Source organism: Microbacterium sp. GW823-FHT02G05 (assembly GCF_058797175.1).
Genome location: NZ_JBXAJK010000001.1, coordinates 1,027,615 through 1,053,711, shown reverse-complemented (window position 1 = coordinate 1,053,711; position 26,097 = coordinate 1,027,615). Strand labels below are relative to the sequence as shown.

Below are 26,097 nucleotides of genomic sequence, written 5' to 3'. Positions count from 1 at the left end.
GCACTGTCAGAGCATCCGTTTCAACGAAGGAACCCTCCATGACCGCAGTCATCTCGCTTGAGTCACCCGTCATCGACGCGGCACTCCTCTCTCGCCAGGAGACCGTGATCCTCTACTTCGGCGCACCCTGGTGCGGCCCGTGCCGCTCGATGTCGCCCATGCTGGCCGGTATCGCAGAAGAACACGCCGAGAAGATCCTGCTCGTGAAGATCAACATCGACGAGCATCCCGACCTCGTGACCAGCGAGGGGATCTCCTCCGTGCCGGTGGTCAAGATCTATCGCGAGGGTGCACTCACCCAGACACTGCTCGGCGCCGTCATGAGGGACGAGATGGTCCGCGCCCTGGGTGTCTGACCCGAGGGCTACAGCTGTGCGCGCGGCTCAATGCGAGTTGCGAGGATGATCGCCACGACACCCACCCCGGCAACGGCGACCGCCTGCGCCAGCGCCGCGACGTCCATCGCAGCCACGAGCGCCGTCTGGTCCTGAGTGATCGAAGCGAACGCCATCATCAGCACCTGTGCGAGGACGACGATCACCAACGCGATCGTCGGCGCCCACGACCACGGCGGGGGCACAACGCCCGCCCGCGCGATCTGCGTCACAGCGATGATCGCCAGCAGGAGCTGCACGACAGTACCCACGGGAACGATCGGAATCGCGGCCAGAGACGACGGCGTCGCAGGGAAGACCAACCACAGCAGGTCCATCACCCAGGGCCACACGCCGAGCAGAATCAGCGTCACGGTCCCGAGTGGTCTACGCGCAGTGACGCTGCCGACACCGCGCCATCCGATCGCGAACAGCACCGTCGCTGCGGCAAAGGCGATCCGCGTCACCGTTGCCGCACCCGCCATCATCGGCAGCGCGAGGCCGATCAGCACGTAGCCCAGCAACAGGATGCCGCCGATGGCCCAGACACGCCGGAGGCGCATGCGATGGTCGAGCGTCGTCGCTTCGGTCATGGCCACAGCGTAGCCGAGCGCCTGGTCGAGGACGCGCCCCGCCGGCGAGCTACCTCGCCAAACGCCCCCGGGTCACGAGCAGGATCGCGATGACGCCGAGCGACGCGGTCGCCAGCGCAGGAAGGATGTGCGCGATCCCCACGATGACATCCGCGAACGCGCCGTCCCCGAGGACGCCGACGACGACGCGCACGACCTCAGCAGCCGCCGAGACTCCCACCGCCCACAGCGGTGCACGACACCAGGGTGCCGGGACGACACCGGCGCGGGCGATCGCAATCGCCGCCACCAGCGCGAGCGCGAACTCCACGAGAAGGTCGATCCCGGTATAGAAGAACAGCCATCCGGACGCATAGACGGACGGAGACACCGCGTCCCAGACGAACAGACGCACGAACGGCAGGATCGCGACGAGCAGGATGATCGCCGTCGTCCCGAACGGGCGTCGGGCAGTGACGCTCCCCACGCCACGGAATCCCAGCGCGAACAGCATCCCCCCTGCGCCGAACAGCAGGACGACGAGTGGCGTCAGGCCTCCGTCGGCGAGCCCCAGCGGGCCCGCGAGAAGCGGGGAGTGCAGGACGCTGAGAACGCCCGAGGCCACCAGCAGCCCGCCCGCGAGAATCCAGACGTTGCGGAACGTGGTCGAAGGGGCAGTGAACGTCCGGTCGATCATCCGCCCAGCCTATCGACGGCCCCCGGCCACGCCGGAGACGCCGAAGGGGCGGATGCCGCAGCATCCGCCCCTTCGCTCGGATCAGGCGCCCTTCAGGCGCTCCGAGAGGTACGCGTCGAGGTTCTCGAGCGACACGCGCTCCTGAGCCATCGTGTCGCGGTCGCGGACGGTGACGGCCCGGTCGTCGAGCGAGTCGAAGTCGACCGTGACGCAGAACGGGGTTCCGACCTCGTCCTGACGACGGTAGCGGCGACCGATCGCCCCGCTGTCGTCGAAGTCGATGACCCAGCGGCCGCGGAGCTGGTCGGCGACCTCGCGTGCGAGCGGTGAGAGGTTCTCGTTGCGCGACAGCGGGAGCACGGCGACCTTGACCGGCGCGAGGCGCGGGTCAAGCTTCAGCACGGTGCGCGTGTCGGTGCCGCCCTTGGCGTTGGGGACCTCTTCTTCGACGTACGCGTCGACGAGGAAGGCCATCATCGCGCGGGTGAGGCCGAAGGAGGGCTCGATGACATAGGGCGTGTAGCGCTCGCCCGACGCCTGGTCGAAGTACGTCAGGCTCTGACCGGATGCCTCGGTGTGGCTGGAGAGGTCGTAATCGGTGCGGTTGGCGACGCCCATGAGCTCGCCCCACTCCTTGCCGGGGAAGCCGAAGCGGTACTCGAAGTCGATGGTTCCGGCCGAGTAGTGCGCGCGGTCTTCCTTGGGAACGTCGAACTGACGCATGTTCTCGGGGTTGACGCCCAGGTCGAGGAACCAGTTCCAGCAGACCTCGACCCAGTGGTCGAACCACTGCTGGGCCTCGGCGGGGGGCGTGAAGTACTCGATCTCCATCTGCTCGAACTCACGGGTGCGGAAGATGAAGTTTCCGGGGGTGATCTCGTTGCGGAACGCCTTGCCCACCTGGCCGATGCCGAACGGCGGCTTCTTGCGGCTCGCGGTGACGACGTTGGCGAAGTTCACGAAGATGCCCTGCGCGGTCTCGGGACGCATGTAGTGCAGGCCGCTCTCGTCGTCGACGACGCCGAGGTAGGTCTTGACCAGGCCGGAGAAGGCCTTGGGCTCGGTGAACTGGCCCTTGTTGCCGCAGTTGGGGCAGGGCACGCCGGCGAGGCCGCCCTCGGGCGCGCGGCCCTTGCGTGCCTCGAAGTCCTCGATCAGGTTGTCGGCGCGGAAGCGCTTGTGGCAGCTCAGGCACTCGACGAGGGGGTCGGTGAAGGTCGCGACGTGGCCGGAGGCCTCCCACACGCGCTTGGGGAGGATGATCGACGAGTCCAGGCCGACCATGTCACCACGGCCGCGCACGAAGGTCTGCCACCACTGACGGCGGATGTTCTCTTTGAGCTCGGTACCGAGGGGGCCGTAGTCCCATGCCGAACGCGAACCGCCGTAGATCTCACCCGCTTGGAACACGAACCCGCGGTGACGGGCGAGGGCGATGACCTTATCAAGGCGGGACTGTTCGGCCACGGTGGCTCCAATGGTCGGAGGGCGGAATCCGGGGTGCGCGCACGGCGATGCCGCGGCATCCTCAATCCTAGCCGCGAGGCCGCAGACGAGAGAGGCCGCGGCTCACACTCCGGCGCCTGTCGGGACTACCGTCGAATGCATGAGCACCGCAGAGGCAGATCAGCCGCGCACCGACAGAAACGACACCCGCTTCTTCGGGCAGCCCTGGGCACTGACCCACATCTTCGGCATCGAGATGTGGGAACGATTCAGCTTCTACGGCATGCAGGGAATCCTGCTGATCTACATGTACTACTCGGTCACGGACGGCGGTCTGGGCCTGGACCGGGGCATCGCGACCGGCATCGTCGGCGCCTACGGCGGCACGGTCTACCTCTCGTCGATCCTCGGCGCCTGGGCGGCCGACCGCCTGTTGGGGTCGGAGCGGGTGCTGTTCTACAGCGCCTGGGTGATCATGGCCGGCCACATCGCGCTCGCGCTGCTGCCGAGCGTCTGGGGTCTCGGCCTCGGGCTCGTCCTCGTCGCGGTCGGATCGGGCGGACTCAAGGCCAACGCAACAGCCGTCGTCGGAACCCTCTACGCCGCCGGCGACATCCGCCGCGACGCGGGCTTCTCACTGTTCTACCTCGGCATCAACCTCGGTGCGTTCCTCGGCCCGATCATCACCGGCCTGCTGCAGGACAGCATCGGCTTCCACTGGGGCTTCGGCGCGGCCGCTGTCGGCATGGCCCTCGGCCTGCTGCAGTACTCGATCGGCCGCAGGCAGCTGCCGGAGTCCTCCCGGGTCATCGCCAACCCGCTGCCCGCGAGCCGCCGGCCGCTCCTTCTCGGCATCGCCGCTCTCGTCATCGTCGCTCTCGTGGCACTCGTGCTGACCGGGGTGATCCGCGCAGACAACCTGGCCGGCGTGGTGATCCTGGTCACGCTCGGTGCAGCGATCGCCTACTTCGCGGTCATCATCTCCTCGCGGGAGCTGAGCGGCGACGAGCGCTCGCGCGTGATCGGGTTCATCCCGCTGTTCGTCGTGAACGTCGGCTTCTGGTCGCTGTACCAGCAGCAGTTCACGGTGCTGACGATCTACTCCGATGAACGATTGAACCGCACGATCATCGGGTGGGAGATGCCGGTGTCCTGGGTCAACTCCATCAACCCGATCTTCGTCATCGTGCTGTCGGGGGTGTTCGCCGCGATCTGGTCGAAGCTCGGCACCCGGGCACCGTCGGCACCGGTGAAGTTCTCGCTCGGCGCGATCATCATGGGCGCCGCATTCCTGCTGTTCCTGCCGTGGGCGAACGGCGCGCCGAACTCCAGCCCGCTGATCGCGATCGTGTTCATCCTGCTGGTCTTCACGATGGCCGAGCTCTTCATCTCGCCTCCGGGACTCTCGGTGACGACGAAGCTCGCCCCAGAACGGTTCCACACCCAGATGGTGGCGCTGTACTTCCTGTCGGTCGCACTCGGCACGGCGATCGCCGGCTGGCTGGCCCAGTTCTACGACCCGTCGAACGAGGTGCCGTACTTCCTCATCCTCGGCGCCATCGCGATCGGAATTGGCGTCGCCCTGCTTCTCACCTCTCGCCCCGTGCTCACCCTGATGAAGGGTGTGCGCTGAGGCGGGAGCCTACGCCGTGAAGAGGTAGCCGCGACCCGCCTCGAATCCGACCGGGCGCAGGCCCTGGCCGAGCAGCTGCTGCATCTCGTCACGAAGGCGCAGACGCCACTCGTGCGCAGCATCCGGATCGCTCAGGCGCATCGCCTCGACGTCGTCGGGGATCTCCAGCGTCGCCGCGACCGCATCAGCCGCAGGAGCCTTCGCGATGTCGGCGAGCTTCCACTCGACGTCGAGCCTGTCGCTCTCGTCGCCGGCGTCGCCGCCGCCGAAGATGCCGTAGTTGTTGACCGAATAGCCGGTCACGCGCGCACCGAGCACGGACAGGAAGAAGTGCGCGTTGCGGGCGACGAGCGGGTCGAACGTCCACGTGATGCGTCCGACCTCACGCGAGAAGGCCCACTGGCGCTGGTGCTCTTTGAGCTCGCGCCCCCAGCCGCGCCCGCGGTACTCCGGCAGCAGCGCCGTGATGTGTGAGTGCATCGTGCGCTGGGCGGGCACGCCGAAAAAGGCGATGGATGCGCCGACCATGCGCTCATCCGCACCCTCGCCGTCGAAGAGGCCGACGACGTAGTTGCCCGACTGTTCCAGGGCACGCAGCGTGCCCGCATCGATCACGCGCTCGGGGCCGCGGATCGAATCCAGCAGCTCCTGCGCCGTGATGATGAGTTCGACGGTGTCCAGATCACGAATGGTGCGCACGCGTCTAGTCTGCCCCTTTGCGGCCCCGGATGCTCGACCGTTCACACCGCGCGGTGCGGGAACGCCTCTCCTCCGCCGGCGGCGAGCGCATGCGCGACGATGCCGATGTACTCGTTCATCATCTCCTCGGTCATCTCCGGCAGCATCCCGTCCCAGTACGAGAGCACCGCACCGCGCCCCTGCATCATGCCTGCAGGGCGTGCGAAAGCCCACAGATGCAGGTGCGCAGATCCGTCGTTCCAGCGACTGAAGTGGCACCGCGCGACGCCGGGAATCGTCTTCACGGCTTCGGAGATCCGCTGCATCAGCGGCCCGAGTGCCGCCATCACCTCGAGCGGCGCATCCTCCAGCAGCCAGTGCGCGCGCGGCGCGATCGCGCCGATGAACGGAAGCCCGCCGGTCTCCCACCCCGCACGCACCTGCCAGTGCTCATCCGCCCAGATCGTGTGCTCCGAGGGTGCACACGATCCGCACTTCTCCGGGTCGAGTTCGCCATGGCGTGGCTTCTCCGGGACGAACATCGGCTCCAGCGGTCGCATCACGACGCTCTCGTAGGCGTGCGCTGGGCCCTGCGTCATCCAGGATCCGTCGGGGCGCTCACCGAAGGTGAGCCTGCGGTGCCACTCGGAATCAGCCGGATGCTGCGCGAAGTCGCCGTCTGTCGTCATGGCCCCTATGTAAACACAGGGGCCATGACGCAGCATCCGCCCGCTACTTCTTCGCGAGCAGGCGCGCGACGCGGGGTTTGACCTCGGTGGCGAGCAGCTCGATCGATTCGAGGTAGTGCGGCTGCGGGAGGCTGCCGATGTCCATCTGCAGGAAGTGTCGCATGTGGCCGAGGTGGCCGTGGAGGTCGACGATGCGCTCGGCGACGTCGTCGGGGTCGCCGATGTAGTACGCGCCGGCACCGTGCGCCTGCGCGAGGAACGCATCCTGCTGTGGCGCGGGCCAGCCGCGACGGCGGCCCATCTCGAGGTTCATGTTGTACCAGCCCGGGTATGCGCGCTCCAGCGCCTCCTGCTTCGTCTTCGCGACGAGGCCGAGCGCGGCGACCGAGACCTTCTGGTTCTCGATCGCATGCCCGCCCTGCGCGAAGGTGCGACGGTACAGCTCGACGAGCGGGGCGAAGCGCGCGGGGGCTCCGCCGATGATGCCGTAGGTCACGGGCATCCCGAGTCGCCCTGCGCGCACACTGGAGGGTGCGCTGCCGCCGGTGCCGATCCAGATGGGAAGTTTTCCCCCGGCAGGGCGTGGGACGACTTCGAGGCCGTCGAGCGCAGGGCGGACGGTGCCGCTCCAGGTGACCTTGGCGTCGTCGCCGGCGTTGTTGATCGCCATGAGCAGTTCGAGCTTCTCTTCGTACAGGCGCTCGTAGTCGACGAGATCGTAGCCGAACAGCGGGAACGACTCGACAGAGGATCCTCGACCGGCGGTGATCTCCACACGACCACCCGAGATCGCCGACGCCGTCGCGAACTGCTGGTACACCCGCACCGGGTCGTCGGTGCTGATGATCGATACGGCGCTGCCGAGGCGGATCTGCGTCGTCGCCGCTGCGGCGGCGGCGATCATCGCGCCCGGCGACGAGGCGGGCATCTCGAGCGTGTGGTGCTCGCCGACGCCGAAGAAGTCCGCGCCGACACGGTCGGCATGAACGATCGCGTCGAAGAGGTTGGTGATCGCCTCGGTCGTGCTGCGCAGGGAGCCGTCCTCGTTGCGCTGAGAGTCGCCGAAGCTGTAGACACCGATTTCCATAAGGGTTCCTTTGGTCTGAGAGATCGTCAGGCGGCGAGCGCGGAGTCTTCCGCGGCCTCGGACAGCGCAGCGTGCATGCCCGCGGCGTCGAGCCGGGAGGTGAAGATGCGGGTGCCGCTTTCGAAGGCGATGCCGACGGCGAGGCGGCCCGCGGAGATGGGATCGAAGCCGAAGCGGTCGAGCAGTTCGTGGACGGATGCGGCCGCCTCCGCGTCATCCGAGGCGTAGGCGAGTGCCCGACGGCCGTCAGCACTGTCGTGCCGGGCGTCTTCTTCGAGCTCGTGGTAGCCGATGTGGTTGAGCGCCTTCACGATGCGGGACTCTGCGAAGTACGCGGCGACGACCTCGCTCGTGCCCACCTCGGGATCCCTGAACTCGGGAAGCTCTCCGTCGATCGGCGCCCAGTGGTTCATGGCGTCGATCACGATGCGGCCGGCGAGAATGGCCGGGTCGACAGAGCGGAACTTGTGCAGCGGCACGGCCACGACGACGAGGTCGGCATCAGCGACGGCATCCGCCGCCGTGGCGACCTTCGCGCCGGGGATCACGATCTCGGCGAGGAGTGCGATGTCTTCTGCCGCACCGGATCCGGCGACCGTGACCTCCAGGCCCGCGGCGATGGCCGTGCGTGCGACAGCGGCTCCGACGCGTCCGACACCGAGGACGGCGATCTTCGTGAGCACGTCCACTCCCTTCCTGCCGCCTGTGGCGACGAGTTTTGTTGATGCGTCAACGATGATAGCAGAACTAGATGATGCATCAACTACACTGGAGGGATGGAGCACGCAACCGCCACTGACCTGCAGGCCTGGGATTCCTACCAGCGCATGCGGCAACGGCTTTCGGCGCGCATCGCCCGCGAGCTCGCCACAACCGGGCTCTCCGAAGCTGACTATGAGATCCTCGGCGCGCTCGTCCGCGAAGATCGCCCCGTGCGACCAACAGCACTCGGCTGCGAACTCGACTGGGAGAAGAGCCGCCTCTCGCACCAGCTGCGCCGCATGGAACAGCGCGGCCTACTGACCCGCGAGAGCTGCGCCGACGACGGGCGCGGCTTCGAAATCACCATCACCACCGCAGGTCGGGCCGCCCATGCGACGGCGAAAGAGACGTACGACGCGGCCGTCTGTCGCTACGTGACCCAGGCGCTCAGCTCAGAACAGCTGCAGCAGCTGCGCGACATCTCCGAAGCACTGCTCCCCCACCTCGACGAGCCGCACCCCGCCTGAAGCTACGCACCGCATCGGAAGGTGCGGGTTCACGAGCGGCGGCCGAAGAGTCATCCCGGCAGGGATAGCCTGGATCGATGAGAGATGATGCCCGCGCCCGAAATCGTCTCTCCCGAACCCCTCCCCGGTGGGCGATCGTCGCGGCACTCGCCTTCATGGGCATGTGCTCGTCATTCATGTTCACTCTCGTGGTGCCGTTGCAGGCCGACCTGCCACGGCTGCTGAACGCCACCCGCGAAGACACCACATGGGTCATCACCATCACGCTTCTCGTCGCCGCGGTCGCCACCCCGATCGCAGGACGCCTCGGCGACATGTACGGCAAGCGCCGGGTCGTCATCGCCCTGCTCCTCGCCCTCGTCGTCGGATCCGCGATCGCCGCGCTGTCCACCTCGATCATCGGTGTCATCATCGGCCGGGGTCTGCAGGGTGCCGTCAGCGGTGTCGTCCCGCTGGGCATCGCGATCATGCGCGACGTGCTCCCGCCCCAGCGACTCGGCACCGCCGTCGCGCTCATGAGCGCGACGATGGGCGTCGGCGGCGCTGTGGGCATGCCACTCGCCGCGTTCATCGCCCTGAACGCCGACTGGCACGCCCTGTTCTGGCTCGGGGCCGGCCTCGGCGTGCTGTCACTCGTGCTCGTCTTCTTGGTCGTTCCCGAGGATGTGCTGCGTTCACCCGGGCGTCTCGACTGGCGGGGCGCAATCGGCCTCGCTGCGGGACTCAGCGGCATCCTGCTCTTCATCTCTCGGGGCGCCGAATGGGGCTGGACCTCACCCCTCGCGCTCGGGTGCGCGGTCGGCGGAATCGGGATGCTGCTGCTGTGGGGCTGGTATCAGCTGCGCACGACAGATCCGCTCCTGGACCTGCGCGTCGCCGCGCGCCCCGCGGTGCTGTTGACCAACATCGCCGGCATCGGGATGGGCTTCGCCCTCTTCGCGTCGAACGTGACCTTCCCGCAGATGCTCGAGATGCCGGAAGAACTCGGCGGCGGATTCGGCCTCGACATGCTCGGCGCCGCCCTCGTCATCATGCCCGCAGGTCTCGTGATGATGGTGATCTCACCGCTGTCCGGATGGCTGGAGCGCACGGTCGGGCCTCGGCCGCTCTTCACGGTCGGCGCGGCGGCGATCGTGCTCGCCTACGTGTTCGTGCTGCTCTGGTCGACCGAGGTGTGGCACATCCTCGTCGCGAACCTGTTCATCGGCGTCGGCATCGGCTTCACGTTCGCGGCGATGCCGATGATCATCATGCGCTCCGTGCCCGCCGATGAGACCGGGGCGTCCAACGGGCTCAACGCCCTGTTCCGCTCGGTCGGGACGTCAACGGCATCTGCCGTCATGGGTGCCGTGCTCGCCGGAATGAGCGTCGAGGTCGCCGGGGCCATGGTTCCGACCCGCGAGGCATTCCTGCTGTGCTTCTGGCTGGCCATCGGCGCGGGCGTCGTCACCGTCATCCTGTCGCTGATGATCCCGCGCCCGAAGCCGCTGCCGCACGCCGCGCTGCGGTAGCCGCGAGCCCCGCGTCAGAGCGGGAGTCCGCGCATTCACCTCAGAGCACGCGCGGATCCGGATCGCCGTCATGCGGCGGACGCAGGCGCGCCGGCAGCGGCCATTCCAGGACGTACGGCTCGGTGGCGGGCCGACTCGTATCGCCGAAATCGTCGATCTTGACGACGATACGCCCCGCACGAGCATTCGCTGTCGGCGTGACCTCGACGATGCCGACACGCAGCGGACGATCGGCCTCATTCTCCAGCATCCAGGCATCCGCGAGCCAGCCGATGCCGTGCGCGTCGAGCGCCGCTTCCGCGTCCAGCCACTCGCTCGGCTCGGAGACGGGGCGCCCGAGCACGTCGACAGACACCCACAGTTCACCGTCGGGGTGGATCCATCCGAGAAGTTCACCGTCATCGCGACGGTGCGGAGTCCAGTCGGCTGCAACCATGCGCCCCAGCGTAGCCGCGCGAGTGAGCGCCGGGACCTGCGTTCCGGCGCTCACCGTGCCAGCTCGCTCAGGCGCGAACCGCGAAGCCGCCGGTCCAGCCGATCTGCTCACGCGCAGCGAGAACGAGCTGCAGGAAGCCGAGAGCTTCGAGCTCACGCGCTCGCTTCAGCGCGCCTGCATCCACAGCACGAAGCCCGGCAGCGACAATGACGTCTGCCAGGAGCTTCTTCGCAGCGTCATCATCGCCGGCGAGCTGCACCGTAGTGGGCTCGCCGCCCAGCTCTCCGCCGACCAGGGTCGCGGCGAAGTTCGTGTTGAACGCCTTGATCACGCGAGCACCGGGCAGCATCGCGGCGAGCTCAGCTGCCGCGGAGGAGTCCGCGGGAACGACCAGCGCGTCGAAGGTCGTGAAGTCGAGCGGGTTGGTGATGTCGATGACGATCTTCCCGGCGAGCTGTGCGCCGTAGGTCTCGGCAAGCTCCGCCAGCGCCGGGTAGGGCACTGCGGCGATGACAATTTCGCCGGTGATCGGATCTCCCACGACTCCGGCGCTCGCACGCAGCGGCGCAGCCGCCGATCCGGCCTTCTCCAGATCGCGTCCCAGGATCTGCACCGACGCACCACCCTTGACGGCGATGCCGGCGATGGCCTGGCCCATGTTTCCTGTTCCGATGACGGTGATCGCAGTCATTGTCTTGCCTTCCTCAGAGAGAGTCTCAAATTTGTTGCCTTGGCAACTATCAACAACAACTCACTTGCATCGGCAACTATTCCCGGCAGAATGGATCCATGTCCGAGAAGCTCGCCCGCATGACCCCCGCGCAGTCGCGCGCATGGTTGTCACTGATCACCGTCGCCGAGCTGCTCCCCGTCGCACTCGACGCGCAGCTCCAACGCGACGACGCCCTCACGCACTACGAGTTCATCCTGCTCAGCACGCTGCAACGGCGCGGGCCGCAGCGCCTGAGCGACCTCGCCGCGGCCACCAACGCCACCCTCCCCCGCGCATCCAAAGTCGTCACCCGCCTGCGTGAACGCGGCCTCGTCGAACGCGTCGACCACACGACCGACCGCCGCAGCGTGGAGATCCGGCTCACCGGCACGGGACGCCGTCAGCTCGTGCACGCGACGCCCGGACATTTCGACACCGTGCACCGGCTCGTCCTCGATCACCTGGACGAGACCCAGCTGAACACGCTCGCCGATGCCCTCGCGCCGATCGTCGCAGGACTCGATCCACAGCACCGCTTCGGACCGATGCCCGATCAGGCGCCGGACGAGAGTGGCGACTAGAAGGCGTACTCCATGAGTTCGACACCCAGCACGCGGAAGGCATCGTGCACGCGCAGGCGGTGCATGATCGACAGATCATCGAAGGCCACGATCAGCGCGTAGGAGATTCCGGCGCGCGGCCCGGCGAGCACGCCTGCTTCTGCGCGGATGCCCGCTTCGCGGCCCGTCTTGTTCACGAAGAGCACCCCGTGCGCGTCATTGTCGTGCGCGAACGGGTCGAGCCCCGTCGCCGATGCCACCAGGCTCAGATCGTGGTTGAGGCTCAGCCACTCCGAGACCTGCGCGCTCACCGCGGGGTCTACGACGCGCGTGTTCACGAGCTCCGAGAACAGCCTGGCCAGTTCGCGCGCCGACCCCACCGCGAGCCGCGGCGCGTCATCGGGTCCGCGCTGGTCCCGGTAGCGGTCGAGCAGTGCCGTCCGCGTCAGACCGAGCGACTCGATGCGGGCGCGGACCTTCTCGTGCGTCACCCGCTCCAGGAGCGCATTCGACGCCAGGGGGTCGCCCGTCGCCGCCGCCAGCACCGCGAGATCGCACAACGGCAAGGCCGGTGCCTTCAGATGCCGCCACGTTCCCGCGGTCGTCACCGGGTCGAGCGAGCTGCGCTCGATGATCTCCAACGGCTCGAGCGTGCCGTCGGCGAAACCCGCCGCGACTTCGATCAACAGCGGCACGATGCCCAACCCGGCGATCGGCAGCGTCACGTGATCGTCGCCGAGGAGCACCTCCTCGCCGCTGTCGAGATCGACGACATGCACGCCCACCTGCGCACCGGATGCGGCAAGCCGATCCAGCGTGCGCAACGTGGTGTCGAACGAGCGGCGCCCCAGCGCCGCACGGCGTGGCAGTCGGCGCGTCGAGCGCTGCGATCGGCGCACCGTGACACGTGACGGCGAAGGCTCGGAGGAGGTGCCCACGCATGCTCCTTCCGCGGAAAGTCGAGGGATGAAACCTGCGGACCCACGCCACAGGCACAGACAACTACGCGCGTTCCCTCAAACGTCACGGACATCGTAACCCTGCACGAGTGCAGGTTCACAGGGGCGACTCTCAGCCGCCCCTGTTGGTCACCAGATCTCTACGCGCTGTTCGGGCGCCAGCCAGAGCTCATCGCTCTCGGTGACACCGAACGCCGTGTAGAACGCGCCGATGTTGCGGACGATCTGATTGCAGCGGAACTCGTTCGGCGAGTGCGGGTCGATCGTCAGCAGGCGCAGCGTCTCGGCGTCGCGGCTCTTCTGCTGCCACACCTGCGCCCACGACAGCAGCAGGCGCTGCACGCCGGTGTAGCCCTCGACGACCGGGCCCTCCGCAGGAGCATCCGCCCCCAGCGACAGCTCGTAGGCCTTCAGCGCGATACCCAGACCGCCGAGGTCTCCGATGTTCTCACCGATCGTGAGCGCGCCGTTGACGTGATGCTCGGAGTCGAGACCCTCGGGCACGAGCGCGTCGTACTGGGCGATGAGCGAGCTCGTGCGCTCTTCGAAGGCGGCGCGGTCGGCGTCCGTCCACCAGTCCTCGAGCTTTCCGGAACCGTCGTAGCGACTGCCCTGGTCGTCGAAACCATGGCCGATCTCATGCCCGATGACCGCGCCGATGCCGCCGTAGTTCGCAGCGGCGTCGCGCTCGGCGTCGAAGAACGGGTACTGGAGGATCGCCGCCGGGAACACGATCTCGTTCATCGACGGGTTGTAGTAGGCGTTGACCATCTGCGGCGGCATGTGCCACTCGGTGCGATCGATCGGCGCGCCCACCTTGTCGATGTTGCGGTCGTGTTCGAAGATCGCGGCTCGCCGCACGTTGCCGATGAGGTCGGCCGCGTCGATCTCGAGGGTGGAGTAGTCGCGCCAGACATCCGGGTGACCGATCTTCGGAGTGAAGGAGTCGAGCTTCGCGAGCGCGCGCTCGCGGGTCTCGGCAGTCATCCACTCGAGATCGGTGATGCTCTGGCGGTACGCCTCGATGAGGTTCGCGACCAGCTCGTCCATGGCGGCCTTCGCCGTCGGCGGGTAGTGCCGGGCGACGTAGACCTTGCCGATCGCCTCGCCGAGTGCGCCCTCGGTGAGCGAGACGCCGCGCTTCCAGCGCTCACGGATGCTGGGGACGCCGGTGAGCTCGGTGCCGTAGAACGAGAAGTTCTCCTGCACGAGATCGTCGGTGAGATAGGCGGCAGCCGTGTGCACAACCTTCGCGCGCAGCCACGCCTTCCAGTCGTCCAGGCGTTCCGCGGTGAGGAGGGATCCGAGCCCCTCGAAGAAGCTCGGCTGCGCGACGACGACCTCGTCGAAGGCCGCGGGGTTGGACGGCGTCACGGCCTCACGCCACGGTGTGAGGTCGACACCGGCGAGCGCCTGCAGCTCGTCCCAGGTCTTCAGGTTGTAGGTGGCCACCGCATCACGGCTGCGCACGTTGTCCCAGTGGTGGCCGGCGAGCTCGGTCTCGAGGGCGATCGAACGGTCGGCGTTCGCCGTCGCATCCGCCACTCCCGCCAGCACGAGCAGGCGCTCGAGGTGCACGTGGTACGCGGCACGCGTGCCCGCGAATGTGTCGAGCCGGAAGTAGCTCTCGTCGGGCAGCGAGAGTCCCGCCTGCACGAGAATCGGCAGGTATCGCTCGGGGTTGCCCGGGTCGCCGTCGACGTAGAGGCCGATGACCGAGGCGCGGCCATCACGGTCGTACGCACCGACGGCGGCAAGGAACTCGGAGACCGAGGAGATCGCGTCGATCTCTTCGAGGGTCGCGGCGAGCGGCTGCGTGCCGAGCTCGTCGATGCGCGTCGTGTCCATGAAGCTCGCGTACAGGTCGCCGATCTTGCGCTGCTCGCTGCCCGCCTCGGCCGTCTGCGACTCGTCGATGATCGCGCGGACGTCTTTCTCGGCCTGCTCGGCGAGCAGGTGGAAGGACCCCCAGCGCGCCTTGTCTTCCGGGATCTCGGTGCGCGCGAACCAGGCGCCGTTGACGTGCCGGTACAGGTCGTCCTGGGGGCGGATGTCGGAGCTGAGGTCATCGAGGGCAAGGCCTGCGGGCAGAGCATCGGTCATGCGACCAGGATATGCGGGGGCTGCGACATGGAGGCACGTCGCCGAGCGATTCGACGCCCGATCACGCCCTGGCGCGGACTGAACAGGTACGTCAGGAAGAACACCGCCCCCTGCACGACCACGATCAGTCCGCCCGACGCAGCATCGATCCAGTAGCTCAGGTAGATTCCGACCACGCACGACAGCGCAGACACAGTCGGCGCGATCACCAGCATCCGTCCGAAGCGGTCGGTGAGCAGATAGGCGGTGGCTCCCGGGATGATGAGCATCGCGACGACGAGGATCACACCCACCACCTGCAGGGCGACGACGGCCGTGAGTGCGAGCACCCCGAGGAGAAGCGCGCCGAGGAACCTGGGCGACAGTCCGATCGCGAAGGCGTGCATGGGGTCGAAGGCGTAGAGGGTGAGGTCGCGCCGCTTGATCATGAGAGCGCCGAACGCGATCGCCGCCAGCACCCCGATCTGCACCATGTCGCTCACCGAGACACCGAGCACATTGCCGAAGATGATGTGGTTGAGGTCGGTCTGACTCGGTGTGACCGAGATCAGCACGAGCCCCAGGGCGAACAGCGTCGTGAACACGATGCCGATCGCGGCATCCTCCTTGACGCGGCTCGTCCCACGGATCGCCCCGATCAGCACGACCGCGAGCACGCCGAAGACGAGCGCACCGAGAGCGAATGGCGCCCCCACGACATACGCGAGCACGACACCGGGGAGCACCGCGTGCGACACCGCATCTCCCATGAGAGACCAGCCGACGAGCACGAGCCAGCAGGAGAGCACAGCGCACACGACTGCGGCTATCACGGTCGTCACGAGTGCACGCGTCATGAACTCGTACTGCAGGGGTTCCAAGAGGATGTCGATCACGGTCATGCCGCCTCCTCCTCAAGGGCGAGATTCAGCCCGAACGCCTGCGCGAGCCGCTCGGGTCGCAGTGCCTCGCGCACAGATCCGTGGAACAGCACCCGATGGCGCAGGAGCACCGCCTCATCGGCAAGTGCGGGAAGGGCATGCAGATCGTGCGTCGACACCAGCACCGTGCGGCCGTCAGCGGCGAGTTCGCGCAACAGCTGAACAATTGTGCCCTCGGATCTCTTGTCGACGCCCGCGAAGGGCTCATCGAGCAGCAGGATGCGCGCATCCTGGGCGAGCGCCCGTGCGACGAAGGCGCGCTTCTTCTGCCCACCCGACAGCTGCCCGATCTGACGGTCGGCGAAGTCGCTCAGTTCGACACGGGCAAGCGCCTCGTCCACGGCGGCGCGGTCGCGCGCGCGCGGCGAGCGCAGTACGCCGAGGTGTCCGTACCGCCCCATCATCACGACATCCCGCACCGAGACGGGAAACGTCCAATCGACGTCCTCGCTCTGCGGCACATACCCCAGAAGTCCCCGCCTGCGCGCGAGGGCCGGTGCTGCACCATCGATGCGCACGCTGCCGCGCCCCGGCTTGACGACGCCCGTGATGCTCTTGAAGAGCGTCGACTTGCCCGATCCGTTCATGCCGATCAGCCCCGTGACGCGTCCCGCCTCGACCGCGAGCGTCACGCCGTCGAGCGCGGCGACACTGTCGTAGCGGACGCTGACGTCGGCGACCTCGATGGCCGCGGTCATCGTGCACCTCCTGTGAGAGCCGCGACGATGGTGTCGGCGTCGTGACGGATGAGGTCGAGATACGTCGGCACCGGCCCGCCAGCCTCGGAGAGGGAGTCGACGTAGAGCACGCCTCCGTAGACCGCATCCGTGGCGGAGACGACCTGCTGCATCGGCTTGTCCGACACGGTCGACTCGCAGAACACCGCGGGCACATCATTCGCGCGCACGAAGTCGATCGCGGCGGCCATCTGCTTCGGCGTCGCCTGCTGCTCGGCGTTCACGGGCCAGATGTAGGCCTCGGTCAGCCCGGCATCGCGGGCCAGGTAGGAGAATGCCCCCTCGCAGGTCACGAGCGCGCGCTGGTTCGGAGGGAGCACAGACAGCGCATCCGTCAGATCGGTCCGGATGTCGCGCAGCTCGGCCTTGTAGGCCCCCGCGTTCATCGCGAAGTCTTCGGCATGCTCGGGGGCGAGCTCGCCGAAGGCGCGGACCATGTTGTCGACGTAGATCTCGACGTTCGCGGGGCTCATCCAGGCGTGCGGGTTGGGAAGCCCGGCGTAGGCGTCTCCGGAGATGTCGATGACGTCGATGCCCTCGGTGACGACCACGTGCGGCACGTCGACCGCCTCGACGAACTGCGCGAACCACGACTCCAGATTGAGTCCGTTGTCGAGGATCAGGTCGGCCTTCGAGGCTTTGGCGACGTCGCCTGGGGTCGGCTCGTAGCCGTGGATCTCGGCACCGGCCTTGGTGATCGACTCGACCTGGATGTGGTCTCCCCCGACGTTCGCGGCGATGTCGGCGAGGACCGTGAAGGTCGTGAGCACGACCGGACGCTCTTCACCCGCAGCCTCAACGGGCGCAGCAGCACACCCCGACAGCGACAGCAGCGCGAGTGCGCTTATCCCCAAGACAACACCGATGGAAGAATTTTTAGGCATGCCGAAAACATAGGCTTTAGGCACACCGAAAGCAACCGCAGGCGCAGTCATCTCACGGCGGATGCTCGAGCCCCGGTGTATCAGCGGCAGTCGACGCGCACGTCTTCGCCCGCGAGCAGCTTGGTCGTCCAAGCGAAGAGATCGGTCATCGCCGGAGAGTCCGCCTCCACGAGCGGCACGTGATCAAGACCCGGATAGCGTCGGAAGTCGACGTCGACGCCGGCGCGACAGAGTCGATCCGCGAAGCGCGACTGCACATCCGGCGCGATGAGCGTGTCGTCCTCACCCTGCCCGAGCAGCAACGGCACGGTGATGCTGCTCGGCGGGACGTTCTGCTGCAGTCGCGCGCCCATCGCCCCCGCCGTGGGATCGCTGGTGAGCAGATTCGGATCGTCGGCGAGCGCCACGACATTGAGCAGCATGACCATCATGCTCGGGCCCGACAGGCAGCGCTTCGCGAGCTCGCGCACCGTCACCTCCGCACCGGGTCGCACATAGCCGCTGTGCGTGATGTCGGGGTAGATCTCGGTGAACGAGGCGAGCACGAACGAGGCGAACACACTGCCGCCGGTCACATTCGGCAGATTGCCCACGAGCCCCACGAGGTCGCTCGCGGGCGCGAAGGCAGCCACACCGGCGATGGGAAGGTCAGGGGCGTAGTCCTCGGCGATCGCCGCTGCCCACATCGCCGATCCCCCGCCTTGTGAATGCCCCCAGAGCACCGTCTGCGCGCCCAGGGTGACGTCTTCGAGGTGACGCGCGGCCCGCACCGCGTCGAGCGCGGCGCGACCGCTCGCCTCCCCGACGAGGTACGGGTGGGGTCCGGGCGTACCCAGCCCGATGTAGTCGGTCGCGACGAGGGCCCAGCCGTGGTCGACGATCCGATCGAGCGTGAACAGCGCGCCTGATTCGAAGGGCTGCTCCGCGAGCGAGGGCGCACAGGAGCGATCGAAACCGGTCGTGCCGTGGTTCCACGCGATCACCGGATGATCCGTGCCCTCCTCAGGCACGACGACGAGGCCGCTCGCGACCGTGGGCTCATCGTCATCGAGCGACGTCGTGTAGAGGATCCGCCAGCCGATCGCCCCCTCAGGTACTCCGCGGGTGAACGGCTCTGCTCGGATGAGCTGCCCCGCCTCGTCCGGCACCCCGCGAGGCGGCGCGTAGAACTCGTCGGCGACGGTCGTCGCATCGTGCAGTGTGATCGTGAGCCCTGCGGCCGTCGTGGCGATCGCCACGACCAGCACGGCCCCGATCGTGCGCACCCACCGCGACCGCGCTCCCCATTCCCCAGCGCCAGGCGTCGGCTGCACCGTGAGGTCCAGGATGTCCCCCTCGGCCGCAGCCGCCGCGCGGCGGGCGCGACGCCGACGCAGTGCCCGCAGCAGCACGACGGCACCGGCGGTCATCAACGCCACACCGAAGAGCACGCCCACGATGAGCAGCGTGATATCGGGCCACACGATCGCCAGCACCCCGAACACGATGCCGCCGACGCCCAGCAGCCCCGAGGCGATCCGCGCATCGATCGGACGTGGCGCACCGAGCGTCGAGCGCCAGGGCGAGATGAGGCCGACGACGCCGCGCGCGATCAGCAGCAACCCGACGAGCACAGCAAGGGCGCGTACCGTCAATCCCGGCAGGAAGAGGATGGCGACGCCGGAGACGACCCATCCGATCGACAGCACGCCGCGGCTCCCCTCGCGCCGCGTGCCCGGCAGCGCGAGCTCCATCCCGCCTGCGGCGATCAGCCCTATCCCGATCACCGACACCAGGACGTCGAGCGAGGTCGTCGGGCGCACCAGAAGGAAGCCGCCGGCGACGAGGCCGATCACGGCCATGACCAGGACGAGCGGCTCTGGAAGTCGGGCGACCGCATGCGCCAGCACCCTGATGGGATGGTGCGGCAGTGATCGGGCGTTCACGGCGCAAGCCTAGCGACGGCGGCAGGTGTCCGAACCCCCGTCTAGGCTCGTCACCGTGACCACTCGCTCCTCCTCGCTCAACCGCGAGATCGTCCGACTCGCGGTCCCGGCACTCGGAGCTCTCATCGCCGAACCGGCGTTCCTGATGATCGACGCGGCTCTCGTCGGCCACCTGGGCACCGTTCCGCTGGCGGGTCTGGGCATCGCGGGCGCAGTGCTGCAAACCTTCGTGGGCCTGATGGTCTTCCTCGCGTACTCCACGACGCCCGCCGTCGCGCGCAAGTTCGGCGCAGGGAAGCCCGGAGATGCGGTCTCGGTCGGCATCGACGGAATGTGGCTTGCACTCGGCCTCGGCGCCGTTCTCGCTGCGGCCGGTGCGCTGCTGTCCCCCTGGCTCGTGAGCCTGTTCGGGGCGAGCGACGCGGTCGCCGAGCAGGCGAACACCTACCTGATCATCTCGGTGTGGGGTCTGCCGGCCATGCTCATCGTCTTCGCTGCGACGGGTCTGCTGCGCGGCATGCAAGACACCATGACGGCGCTGTGGATCGCAGGTCTCGGCTTCGCCGCGAACGCCGCGTTGAACGTGCTCTTCATCTACGGACTCGGCTGGGGCATCGCCGGTTCCGCGGTCGGCACCGTGCTCGCGCAGTGGGGCATGGTGGCGGCCTACGTCGTGGTGGTGGGCCGCCTGGCCCGCACGCACTCCGCGTCGGTGCGCGCACAGCGCGAGGGCATCCGCGGGTCCGCACGTTCGGGCGGCTGGATGTTCCTGCGCACGCTCAGTCTGCGCATCGCCCTGCTCGCGACGGTCGCCGTCGCGACGGGCATCGGCACGGACGAGCTAGCAGGATGGCAGATCGTCTTCACCATCTTCTCTGCGGCGGCATTCGCGCTCGATGCACTGGCGATCGCCGCACAGGCGCTCATCGGCAAGAGCCTGGGCTCTGGCGATGTCGACGACGCGAAGCATGTGCTCGCGCGCACGGTCGCCTGGGGCACCTGGTTCGGCGTGCTGGTCGGCGGATTGCTGGCGGCGCTGTCGGGGGTGATCGGCCTCGTCTTCACGGGCGATCCCGCTGTAGCCGCCCTCATCCAACCCGCGATGCTGGTGCTCGCGATCGCGCAGCCTATCGCCGGCATCGTGTTCGTCCTGGACGGTGTCCTGATCGGCGCGGGCGATGCCCGATATCTCGCGATTGCCGGTGGCCTCAACCTCGTGCCGTTCCTGCCCGCGCTCTGGGTCGTCGCCGCGACCGGCGTCGATGGCACGGTCGGCCTGATCTGGCTCGCCGTGGCGTTCTTCGGCGTCTACCTGATCGCCCGACTGATCACCCTGGGCGCACGCATCCGCACGGGGCGCTGGGTCACCGCCGGGGGCTGAGAGTCAGGCCGCGTATCGACGGCACCACTCGTACATGACGACGGCCGCCGCGGCGCTCGCGTTGATGGACCGGGTCGATCCGTACTGGGTGATCTCGATATGTCCGGATGCGGCGGCCATGGCCTCGTCCGTGAGCCCCGGCCCTTCCTGACCGAAGAGCAGCACGCACCGCTGGGGCAGTTCGGCTCTGTCCACCGGCACCGCATCACCGACGTTGTCGACGGCGATGATCGGGATCTCCTCAACGGCGGCCCACTCGGTGAACGCCTCGACGCTCTCGTGGTGCACGACATGCTGGTAGCGGTCGGTGACCATGGCCCCGCGCTTGTTCCAGCGACGGCGACCGATGATGTGCACGGTGTCCGCGAGGAAGGCGTTGGCGCTGCGCACGATCGAGCCGATGTTCATGTCGTGTTGCCAGTTCTCGATCGCGACATGGAACGGATGCCGCTGCGTGTCGAGATCGGCGACGATTGCCTCCATCCGCCAGTACCGGTAGCGGTCGATGACGTTGCGGGTGTCGCCGTTCGCGAGGAGCTCCGGATCGAACCACTCCTCGCGCGGCCATTCGGCCTCACCGCCGGGCCAGGGGCCGACCCCATGGGTCGAGAACTCGGGGGTCGCAGGGACATCCGCCGGGGTGGTCGGGACGGGCTCGGGCATCCGCTCTTCCATCTCAGAAGCGTATCCCGCGCCTCGAGACTGGCTGACGCCGAGCGCAGGGTCCGCTTTTAGGTGCACCGAAAACAGCCTATGATTTCGGCATGCCGAAGAATTCTGCGTCGGACATCGTGGTCCCTCGCTCGCTGACCGACACCCGGCCCGCGACGCCCCTTCCGCGCGGCCTCTGGCTGCTCGGCCCCGCCCTCGTCGCCGGCGTCGCCTACCTCGACCCCGGCAACGTCGCCAGCAACATGACCGCCGGCGCGAGCTACGGTTATCTGCTCGTCTGGGTCGTCGTGGTCGGCAACGTCATGGCCTGGCTCATCCAGTACCTGTCCGCGAAGCTGGGAATCGTCACGGGCAAGAGCCTTCCCGAGGTCCTCGGCGAGCGCATCCGCAATCCGTGGGCTCGTCGCGCATACTGGCTGCAGGCCGAGCTCGTCGCGATGGCGACCGACATCGCCGAGGTCATCGGCGGAGCTGTCGCCCTGTACCTGCTGTTCGACATTCCCCTGCTGCTCGGCGGGGCGATCACGGGTGCCGTCTCGATCGGGCTGCTCCTGGTGCAGGCGCGCCGCGGTGCGCGGCCCTTCGAGTTCGCGATCATCGGACTGCTCGTCATCATCGCCGTCGGGTTCACCGCGGGGGTCTTCGTCGGGCCGCCCGATCCCGCGAGCGTGGTCGGCGGTCTGGTGCCGCGCTTCGCGGACACCGGTTCGGTGCTGCTCGCAGCCTCGATCCTCGGCGCGACGATCATGCCGCACGCGATCTACGCGCATTCCGCCCTCACGCGCGATCGCTTCGGTGGCAGCATCCACACCACCGACGCCGGACGCGTGCGCACCCTGCTGACCGCGACCCGCTGGGATGTATCGGTCGCGATGCTCATCGCCGGCTCCGTGAACCTGGCGATCCTGCTGCTCGCCGCCGCGAACCTCGCCGGCGTCGAGGGCACCGACTCCCTCGAAGGCGCGCATGCCGCACTCGCCGCAGGGCTCGGCCCGGTCGTGGCCGCGCTCTTCGCCGTCGGCCTGCTCGCATCCGGCCTGGCATCCACCGCGGTCGGCGCCTACGCGGGTGGGGAGATCCTGCACGGGCTCCTGAAAGTTCGCATCCCGATGCTCGCCCGGCGCCTGGTCACGCTCATCCCGGCTCTGCTGATCCTGGGCCTCGGTGTCGATCCCACCTTCGCTCTCGTTCTCAGCCAGGTCGTGCTGTCGTTCGGCATCCCGTTCGCCCTGATTCCGCTGGTGGCTCTGACGGCGCAGCGGCGCACGCTCGGGGCGTTCAGCAACCGCATTCTGACGACGGTCGCCGGTGTGATCGCCTCCGTGTTGCTGATCGCGCTGAACGCGACGCTGCTGTGGCTGGTGACGACCGGCGGCTGAGTCGCCGCGCGGGTAGGCTCGATGCATGCCTTCCGCCCGCGACAAGACGCCCGCCCGCGATGATTCCGCCGCACGGCGGGCGATGAGCCTGAGCACCTGGTTCGCCGTCGGCACCGGCGTCCTCGGCGTCGTGCTCATCACCTGGCCGGATCTGCTCACCGTCGGCGCCCCCTGGGTGCAGCTTGCACTCGGCGTGATCACGCTCGTGCTCGCGTTCCGTGCGCGTTCGATCGGCAGCCGCGGCGTGAACGACTACGACGGACGCCTGTCACTGCTCGCCGCGATCCTCGGATTCATCACCCTGTTCTTCGCGGGCGCGGCAGCGTTCAACGTCCTTCTGTCCCTCGGAAGCTGACATGCGATCCCCCGCCGCCGATGACTACCTGAAGACGGTCTACGCGCACACGGAATGGCAGGATGCTCCGATCACCCCGTCGGTGCTCGCCGCAAGCCTCGGGATCGCCCCGTCGTCCGTGACGGAGATGGTGAAGAAGCTCGCCGCGGCGGGCCTGGTCTCGCATGTGCCCTACGGGGCTGTGCGCCTGACTGACGAGGGCGAGCAGCGGGCGCTCACCGTCATCCGCCGCCACCGCCTGATCGAGACCTGGCTCGTGCGCGAGTTCGGCTACGCCTGGGATGAGGTGCACGACGAGGCCGAGGTGCTCGAGCACGCGATCAGCGATCGGTTACTCGAGGGCATCGACGTGCGGCTGGGGCGACCGCGATTCGATCCGCACGGCGATGCGATTCCGGATGCCAGGGGTGCGGTGATCCGAGAGGATTTCGTCCTGCTCGCGCACGCCACCCCCGGTCACAGCGGCCGCGTACTGCGGGTCAGCGACCGCGATCCCGCCCTGCTGCGCTCGCTGGAGGCTCTGGGGCTGACGGTCGGTTCCACGATCGCGATCACGGCTTCGGGGATCGAGCTCGACGGCGTCGCCGTGGAACTGCCCGAGGGCACGGCCGAAGTGGTGTGGCTCAGCGTCTGAGACGAGGGGACTCGTCCACCGCGCCGCGTGCCGACACGTGATCTCCTGCGTCGCCCCCGCCCAATAGGCTGGGCACATGGCACACCGCGATGACATCGAATGCTGGCTGACCGACATGGACGGCGTTCTCGTCCATGAGAACATCGCCATCCCTGGGGCATCCGAGCTTCTCGCGGGCTGGGAGGCTCGCGGCATCCCGTATCTTGTGCTCACGAACAACTCGATCTTCACCGCGCGCGACCTGTCGGCTCGCCTGCGCGCGAGCGGCCTGGTCGTCCCGGAAGACCGCATCTGGACCTCCGCGCTCGCGACCGCCGACTTCCTCAAGCAGCAGGTGCCCGGCGGCTCGGCCTTCGTCATCGGCGAGGCGGGCATCCTCACGGCTCTGCACGACGCGGGCTTCATCATGACCGAGACGAACCCCGACTTCGTCGTCGTGGGCGAGACCCGCAACTACTCCTTCGATGCGATCACCAAGGCGATTCGCCTCATCAACAAGGGTGCGCGCTTCATCGTCACGAACCCGGATGCCACGGGACCGAGCGCCGATGGCCCGCTGCCTGCGACCGGTGCGATCGCCGCGCTCATCACGAAGGCCACCGGCAAAGAGCCGTACGTCGTCGGCAAGCCGAACCCGATGATGTTCCGCTCGGCCCTCAACAAGATCAATGCGCACTCGAAGAAGACGGGCATGATCGGCGACCGCATGGACACTGACATCGTCGCCGGCATCGAGTCGGGGCTGCACACGGTGCTCGTCCTCACCGGCATCAGCGACCAGGCCGAGATCGAAAAGTACCCGTTCCGTCCCGATGAGATCGTGAACTCGGTGGCCGATCTGCTTCCTCGCGAGAGCGCGTCCACCGAGGACTGACCATGGGTGTTCTCGACGAGGGCGAGCGCATCAGCGCGGCGGATGCTACGCGTTGGCGCGCCTGGCTCGAAGAGAATCACACGCGTACAGCCGGCGTATGGCTGCTGAACGTCCGCGGCGCGGCCATCGACGGCGTCAGCTATGAGGACGCGGTCCGCCAGGCACTGTGCTTCGGGTGGATCGACGGGCCCGTGCGCACGTTCGACGACGGTTCGAACGGCCAGTGGTTCTCGCCGCGCCGCCCGGGCAGCGGCTGGGCGGCGACGAACAAGGCTCGCCTCGTCGAGCTGGAGGCGGCGGGCCTGCTCGCCCCGGCGGGCATCCGCGTGCTGGAGAAGGCACGACAGGACGGCTCGTGGACGATGCTCGACGGCCCCGAAGCCGGCATCGAACCGCCCGCGCTGACCGTCGCACTCGACGCCCTGCCCGCCGCCCGCGCGCACTGGGATGCGTTTCCGAAGTCGGTCAAGAAGCTCGGCCTGACGAACATCGCCATGGCCAAGCGAGACGAGACCCGCGCCGCACGGATCGCCAAGATCGTCGCCGACGCCGCAGAGGGGAAGCGCCCATGAACAGTCGCGATGTCATGTTCCTCGTGATGATCGGCATCATCTCGACCACCCTCGTGGTCGTGATCGTGCAATGGGTGCGTTCCCGCCGCGGACGCGGCAACGGCGGGAACTGGTGGGAAGGCCCCTGGGACGACGAGCGCTAGGCGGCGCCGATTTCCACGGCGCTCAGCCCACCCCCGCTTCGCACTTTGTTCGTAGACTTGCCGCACCGAACGAGGAGGAACCGCAATGACTGAGAAGATCGTCGTCGGCGTCACCGAAGCCGCAGCCAGCCGTCGCGCTGTCGACTGGGCGGCCGCCCGAGCGATCGCGCGCAAGCAGCAGCTGGAGCTCGTGAGCATCGTCGGAGGGGCCATCGGGGCCGTCGGCGAAGCCGACATCCTCACCGCGACCCTCGCCGAGGCAAGCGCGAATCTCGAGGCTGAAGCAGCGCGCATCGCCACCGATGGGCTCGTCGTCATGACCCGTGTCGAAGCCGGCAACCCGGTGCACATTCTCATCGAGGCGTCCCGAAGCGCGGCGCTCCTCGTCATCGGCAGTGACTACCGTGGCCCGGGCCAGGGTCCCGCCCGCGGTGCGCACGGCATCCGCATCGCCGCTGCCGCACACAGCCCGGTGATCGTCGTCCCCGATTTCGATGTTGACGTGGCCGATCGCCGCGGCGTCGTCGTCGGCGTGGACGGCTCCCCCGTCTCTGAGGGGGCGATCGCCTTCGCCGCGGCCGAGGCCGACCGACTGGGCGAACCGCTCACGGCCGTCACGGTGTGGACGCCCATCTCCGCACCCCGCAACTCACTCGCCGTGGTTCCGGAGATGTACCGCTCGGGCATGCAGGGCGCAGCCCAGGAGGCGCTGTCACTGTCGCTCGGGGGGCTGCGCAGCCGCTACCCCGACCTCGAGATCACCGAGCGCGTCGTTGAGGGGTATCCCTCGCAAGTGCTCAACAAGCTCGGTGAGAGCGCACGTCTGACGGTCGTCGGCTCGCGTGGACACGGCCGCCTGCGAACCTTCCTGCTCGGCTCGATCAGCCACGAGGTGCTGCAGCGCCTGGCGTCGGTCACCGCCGTCGTGCGCTGAT

General features: G+C 68.0%; 29 protein-coding genes. 13 read left to right on the top strand and 16 right to left on the bottom strand.

Annotation, left to right across the window (positions count from 1 at the left end; all coding sequences use genetic code 11):
* Positions 1-38: 38 nt before the first annotated feature.
* Complete coding sequence (locus AC1REM_RS04980) at positions 39-356, top strand: thioredoxin family protein (protein ID WP_492513620.1); 318 nt, start codon at positions 39-41, stop codon at positions 354-356.
* A gap of 8 nt (positions 357-364) precedes the next feature.
* On the opposite strand, the gene AC1REM_RS04975 is transcribed toward AC1REM_RS04980, so the two are convergent.
* The 3 genes from AC1REM_RS04975 to AC1REM_RS04965 all read right to left on the bottom strand — a co-directional run bounded on the left by AC1REM_RS04975 (position 365) and on the right by AC1REM_RS04965 (position 3,110).
* The gene (locus AC1REM_RS04975; RefSeq protein WP_492513619.1) at positions 365-967 is read right to left on the bottom strand and encodes a hypothetical protein; all 603 of its coding nucleotides are present in this window, start codon (positions 965-967) and stop codon (positions 365-367) included.
* A gap of 49 nt (positions 968-1,016) precedes the next feature.
* Positions 1,017-1,643 (bottom strand): hypothetical protein, encoded by a 627-nt coding sequence (locus tag AC1REM_RS04970; protein WP_492513618.1) that lies wholly within the window; start codon positions 1,641-1,643, stop codon positions 1,017-1,019.
* Between the two features lie 81 nt (positions 1,644-1,724).
* Entirely contained in the window at positions 1,725-3,110 is a 1,386-nt protein-coding gene (locus AC1REM_RS04965) for a glycine--tRNA ligase (protein WP_492513617.1), read from the bottom strand.
* 139 nt (positions 3,111-3,249) lie between these two features.
* On the opposite strand from AC1REM_RS04965, the gene AC1REM_RS04960 reads away from it, so the two are divergent.
* Positions 3,250-4,722 carry a peptide MFS transporter gene (locus AC1REM_RS04960; protein ID WP_492513616.1) on the top strand — a complete coding sequence of 491 codons (1,473 nt, stop codon included), beginning with the start codon at positions 3,250-3,252 and terminating at the stop codon, positions 4,720-4,722.
* Between the two features lie 9 nt (positions 4,723-4,731).
* On the opposite strand, the gene AC1REM_RS04955 is transcribed toward AC1REM_RS04960, so the two are convergent.
* The 4 genes from AC1REM_RS04955 to AC1REM_RS04940 are packed head-to-tail and all read right to left on the bottom strand — an operon-like array spanning position 4,732 to position 7,859.
* The gene (locus AC1REM_RS04955; protein ID WP_492513615.1) at positions 4,732-5,421 is read right to left on the bottom strand and encodes a GNAT family N-acetyltransferase; all 690 of its coding nucleotides are present in this window, start codon (positions 5,419-5,421) and stop codon (positions 4,732-4,734) included.
* A 41-nt stretch (positions 5,422-5,462) separates the two neighbouring features.
* Positions 5,463-6,089 carry a hypothetical protein gene (locus AC1REM_RS04950; RefSeq protein ID WP_492513614.1) on the bottom strand — a complete coding sequence of 209 codons (627 nt, stop codon included), beginning with the start codon at positions 6,087-6,089 and terminating at the stop codon, positions 5,463-5,465.
* 43 nt (positions 6,090-6,132) lie between these two features.
* Complete coding sequence (locus AC1REM_RS04945) at positions 6,133-7,176, bottom strand: LLM class flavin-dependent oxidoreductase (protein WP_492513613.1); 1,044 nt, start codon at positions 7,174-7,176, stop codon at positions 6,133-6,135.
* 26 nt (positions 7,177-7,202) lie between these two features.
* Positions 7,203-7,859 (bottom strand): NADPH-dependent F420 reductase, encoded by a 657-nt coding sequence (locus AC1REM_RS04940; protein WP_492513612.1) that lies wholly within the window; start codon positions 7,857-7,859, stop codon positions 7,203-7,205.
* Positions 7,860-7,952: 93 nt separating this feature from the next.
* Between AC1REM_RS04940 and AC1REM_RS04935 the strand changes: the two genes are divergently transcribed.
* Positions 7,953-8,405: a MarR family winged helix-turn-helix transcriptional regulator gene (locus AC1REM_RS04935; RefSeq protein WP_492513611.1), complete on the top strand. Its 453-nt coding sequence runs from the start codon at positions 7,953-7,955 to the stop codon at positions 8,403-8,405.
* Between the two features lie 77 nt (positions 8,406-8,482).
* Positions 8,483-9,916: an MFS transporter gene (locus tag AC1REM_RS04930; RefSeq protein WP_492513610.1), complete on the top strand. Its 1,434-nt coding sequence runs from the start codon at positions 8,483-8,485 to the stop codon at positions 9,914-9,916.
* A gap of 40 nt (positions 9,917-9,956) precedes the next feature.
* Here AC1REM_RS04930 and AC1REM_RS04925 read toward each other — a convergent pair whose 3' ends face one another.
* Positions 9,957-10,352, bottom strand: coding sequence for a hypothetical protein (locus AC1REM_RS04925; protein WP_492513609.1), 396 nt, complete (start codon positions 10,350-10,352; stop codon positions 9,957-9,959).
* Positions 10,353-10,419: 67 nt separating this feature from the next.
* Positions 10,420-11,043 carry an NADPH-dependent F420 reductase gene (locus AC1REM_RS04920; protein WP_492513608.1) on the bottom strand — a complete coding sequence of 208 codons (624 nt, stop codon included), beginning with the start codon at positions 11,041-11,043 and terminating at the stop codon, positions 10,420-10,422.
* Positions 11,044-11,141: 98 nt separating this feature from the next.
* Here AC1REM_RS04920 and AC1REM_RS04915 point away from each other — a divergent pair, with 98 nt between their 5' ends.
* A complete protein-coding gene (locus AC1REM_RS04915) occupies positions 11,142-11,645 on the top strand; it encodes a MarR family winged helix-turn-helix transcriptional regulator (protein WP_492513607.1) in 504 nt (167 codons plus the stop codon).
* Here the strand turns inward: AC1REM_RS04915 and AC1REM_RS04910 are convergent.
* From AC1REM_RS04910 to AC1REM_RS04885, 6 genes are all read right to left on the bottom strand, one after another.
* Positions 11,642-12,562, bottom strand: a complete 921-nt coding sequence (locus AC1REM_RS04910; RefSeq protein WP_492513606.1) for a serine hydrolase — start codon at positions 12,560-12,562, stop codon at positions 11,642-11,644. The genes AC1REM_RS04915 and AC1REM_RS04910 overlap by 4 nt on opposite strands.
* Before the next feature lie 150 nt (positions 12,563-12,712).
* Positions 12,713-14,686 carry a M13 family metallopeptidase gene (locus AC1REM_RS04905; protein ID WP_492513605.1) on the bottom strand — a complete coding sequence of 658 codons (1,974 nt, stop codon included), beginning with the start codon at positions 14,684-14,686 and terminating at the stop codon, positions 12,713-12,715.
* Positions 14,683-15,567 (bottom strand): metal ABC transporter permease, encoded by an 885-nt coding sequence (locus AC1REM_RS04900; protein ID WP_492513604.1) that lies wholly within the window; start codon positions 15,565-15,567, stop codon positions 14,683-14,685. The genes AC1REM_RS04905 and AC1REM_RS04900 overlap by 4 nt, the downstream gene beginning before the upstream one ends.
* The gene (locus tag AC1REM_RS04895) at positions 15,564-16,304 is read right to left on the bottom strand and encodes a metal ABC transporter ATP-binding protein (RefSeq protein ID WP_492513603.1); all 741 of its coding nucleotides are present in this window, start codon (positions 16,302-16,304) and stop codon (positions 15,564-15,566) included. Before AC1REM_RS04895 ends, AC1REM_RS04900 begins: the two co-directional genes overlap by 4 nt.
* On the bottom strand, positions 16,301-17,227 hold the full coding sequence (locus tag AC1REM_RS04890; RefSeq protein WP_492513602.1) for a metal ABC transporter substrate-binding protein: 927 nt from the start codon (positions 17,225-17,227) through the stop codon (positions 16,301-16,303). The genes AC1REM_RS04895 and AC1REM_RS04890 overlap by 4 nt, the downstream gene beginning before the upstream one ends.
* A gap of 80 nt (positions 17,228-17,307) precedes the next feature.
* Entirely contained in the window at positions 17,308-19,152 is a 1,845-nt protein-coding gene (locus tag AC1REM_RS04885) for a lipase family protein (RefSeq protein ID WP_492513601.1), read from the bottom strand.
* Positions 19,153-19,207: 55 nt separating this feature from the next.
* Between AC1REM_RS04885 and AC1REM_RS04880 the strand changes: the two genes are divergently transcribed.
* On the top strand, positions 19,208-20,533 hold the full coding sequence (locus tag AC1REM_RS04880) for an MATE family efflux transporter (RefSeq protein WP_492513600.1): 1,326 nt from the start codon (positions 19,208-19,210) through the stop codon (positions 20,531-20,533).
* 3 nt (positions 20,534-20,536) lie between these two features.
* Here the strand turns inward: AC1REM_RS04880 and AC1REM_RS04875 are convergent, their stop codons facing one another.
* Positions 20,537-21,208 (bottom strand): TrmH family RNA methyltransferase, encoded by a 672-nt coding sequence (locus AC1REM_RS04875; RefSeq protein ID WP_492513599.1) that lies wholly within the window; start codon positions 21,206-21,208, stop codon positions 20,537-20,539.
* An 89-nt stretch (positions 21,209-21,297) separates the two neighbouring features.
* Here AC1REM_RS04875 and AC1REM_RS04870 point away from each other — a divergent pair, with 89 nt between their 5' ends.
* The 7 genes from AC1REM_RS04870 (at position 21,298) to AC1REM_RS04840 (ending at position 26,096) form a co-directional block, all read left to right on the top strand.
* A complete protein-coding gene (locus tag AC1REM_RS04870) occupies positions 21,298-22,584 on the top strand; it encodes an Nramp family divalent metal transporter (protein ID WP_492513598.1) in 1,287 nt (428 codons plus the stop codon).
* A gap of 25 nt (positions 22,585-22,609) precedes the next feature.
* The gene (locus AC1REM_RS04865) at positions 22,610-22,939 is read left to right on the top strand and encodes a hypothetical protein (RefSeq protein WP_492513597.1); all 330 of its coding nucleotides are present in this window, start codon (positions 22,610-22,612) and stop codon (positions 22,937-22,939) included.
* A 1-nt stretch (position 22,940) separates the two neighbouring features.
* Entirely contained in the window at positions 22,941-23,573 is a 633-nt protein-coding gene (locus AC1REM_RS04860; RefSeq protein ID WP_492513596.1) for a metal-dependent transcriptional regulator, read from the top strand.
* 76 nt (positions 23,574-23,649) lie between these two features.
* Complete coding sequence (locus AC1REM_RS04855; RefSeq protein WP_492513595.1) at positions 23,650-24,447, top strand: HAD-IIA family hydrolase; 798 nt, start codon at positions 23,650-23,652, stop codon at positions 24,445-24,447.
* A 2-nt stretch (positions 24,448-24,449) separates the two neighbouring features.
* Entirely contained in the window at positions 24,450-25,019 is a 570-nt protein-coding gene (locus AC1REM_RS04850; RefSeq protein ID WP_492513594.1) for a YdeI/OmpD-associated family protein, read from the top strand.
* Positions 25,016-25,162: a hypothetical protein gene (locus AC1REM_RS04845; protein WP_492513593.1), complete on the top strand. Its 147-nt coding sequence runs from the start codon at positions 25,016-25,018 to the stop codon at positions 25,160-25,162. The genes AC1REM_RS04850 and AC1REM_RS04845 overlap by 4 nt, the downstream gene beginning before the upstream one ends.
* 85 nt (positions 25,163-25,247) lie before the next feature.
* Positions 25,248-26,096 (top strand): universal stress protein, encoded by an 849-nt coding sequence (locus AC1REM_RS04840; protein ID WP_492513592.1) that lies wholly within the window; start codon positions 25,248-25,250, stop codon positions 26,094-26,096.
* Position 26,097 lies beyond the last annotated feature (1 nt).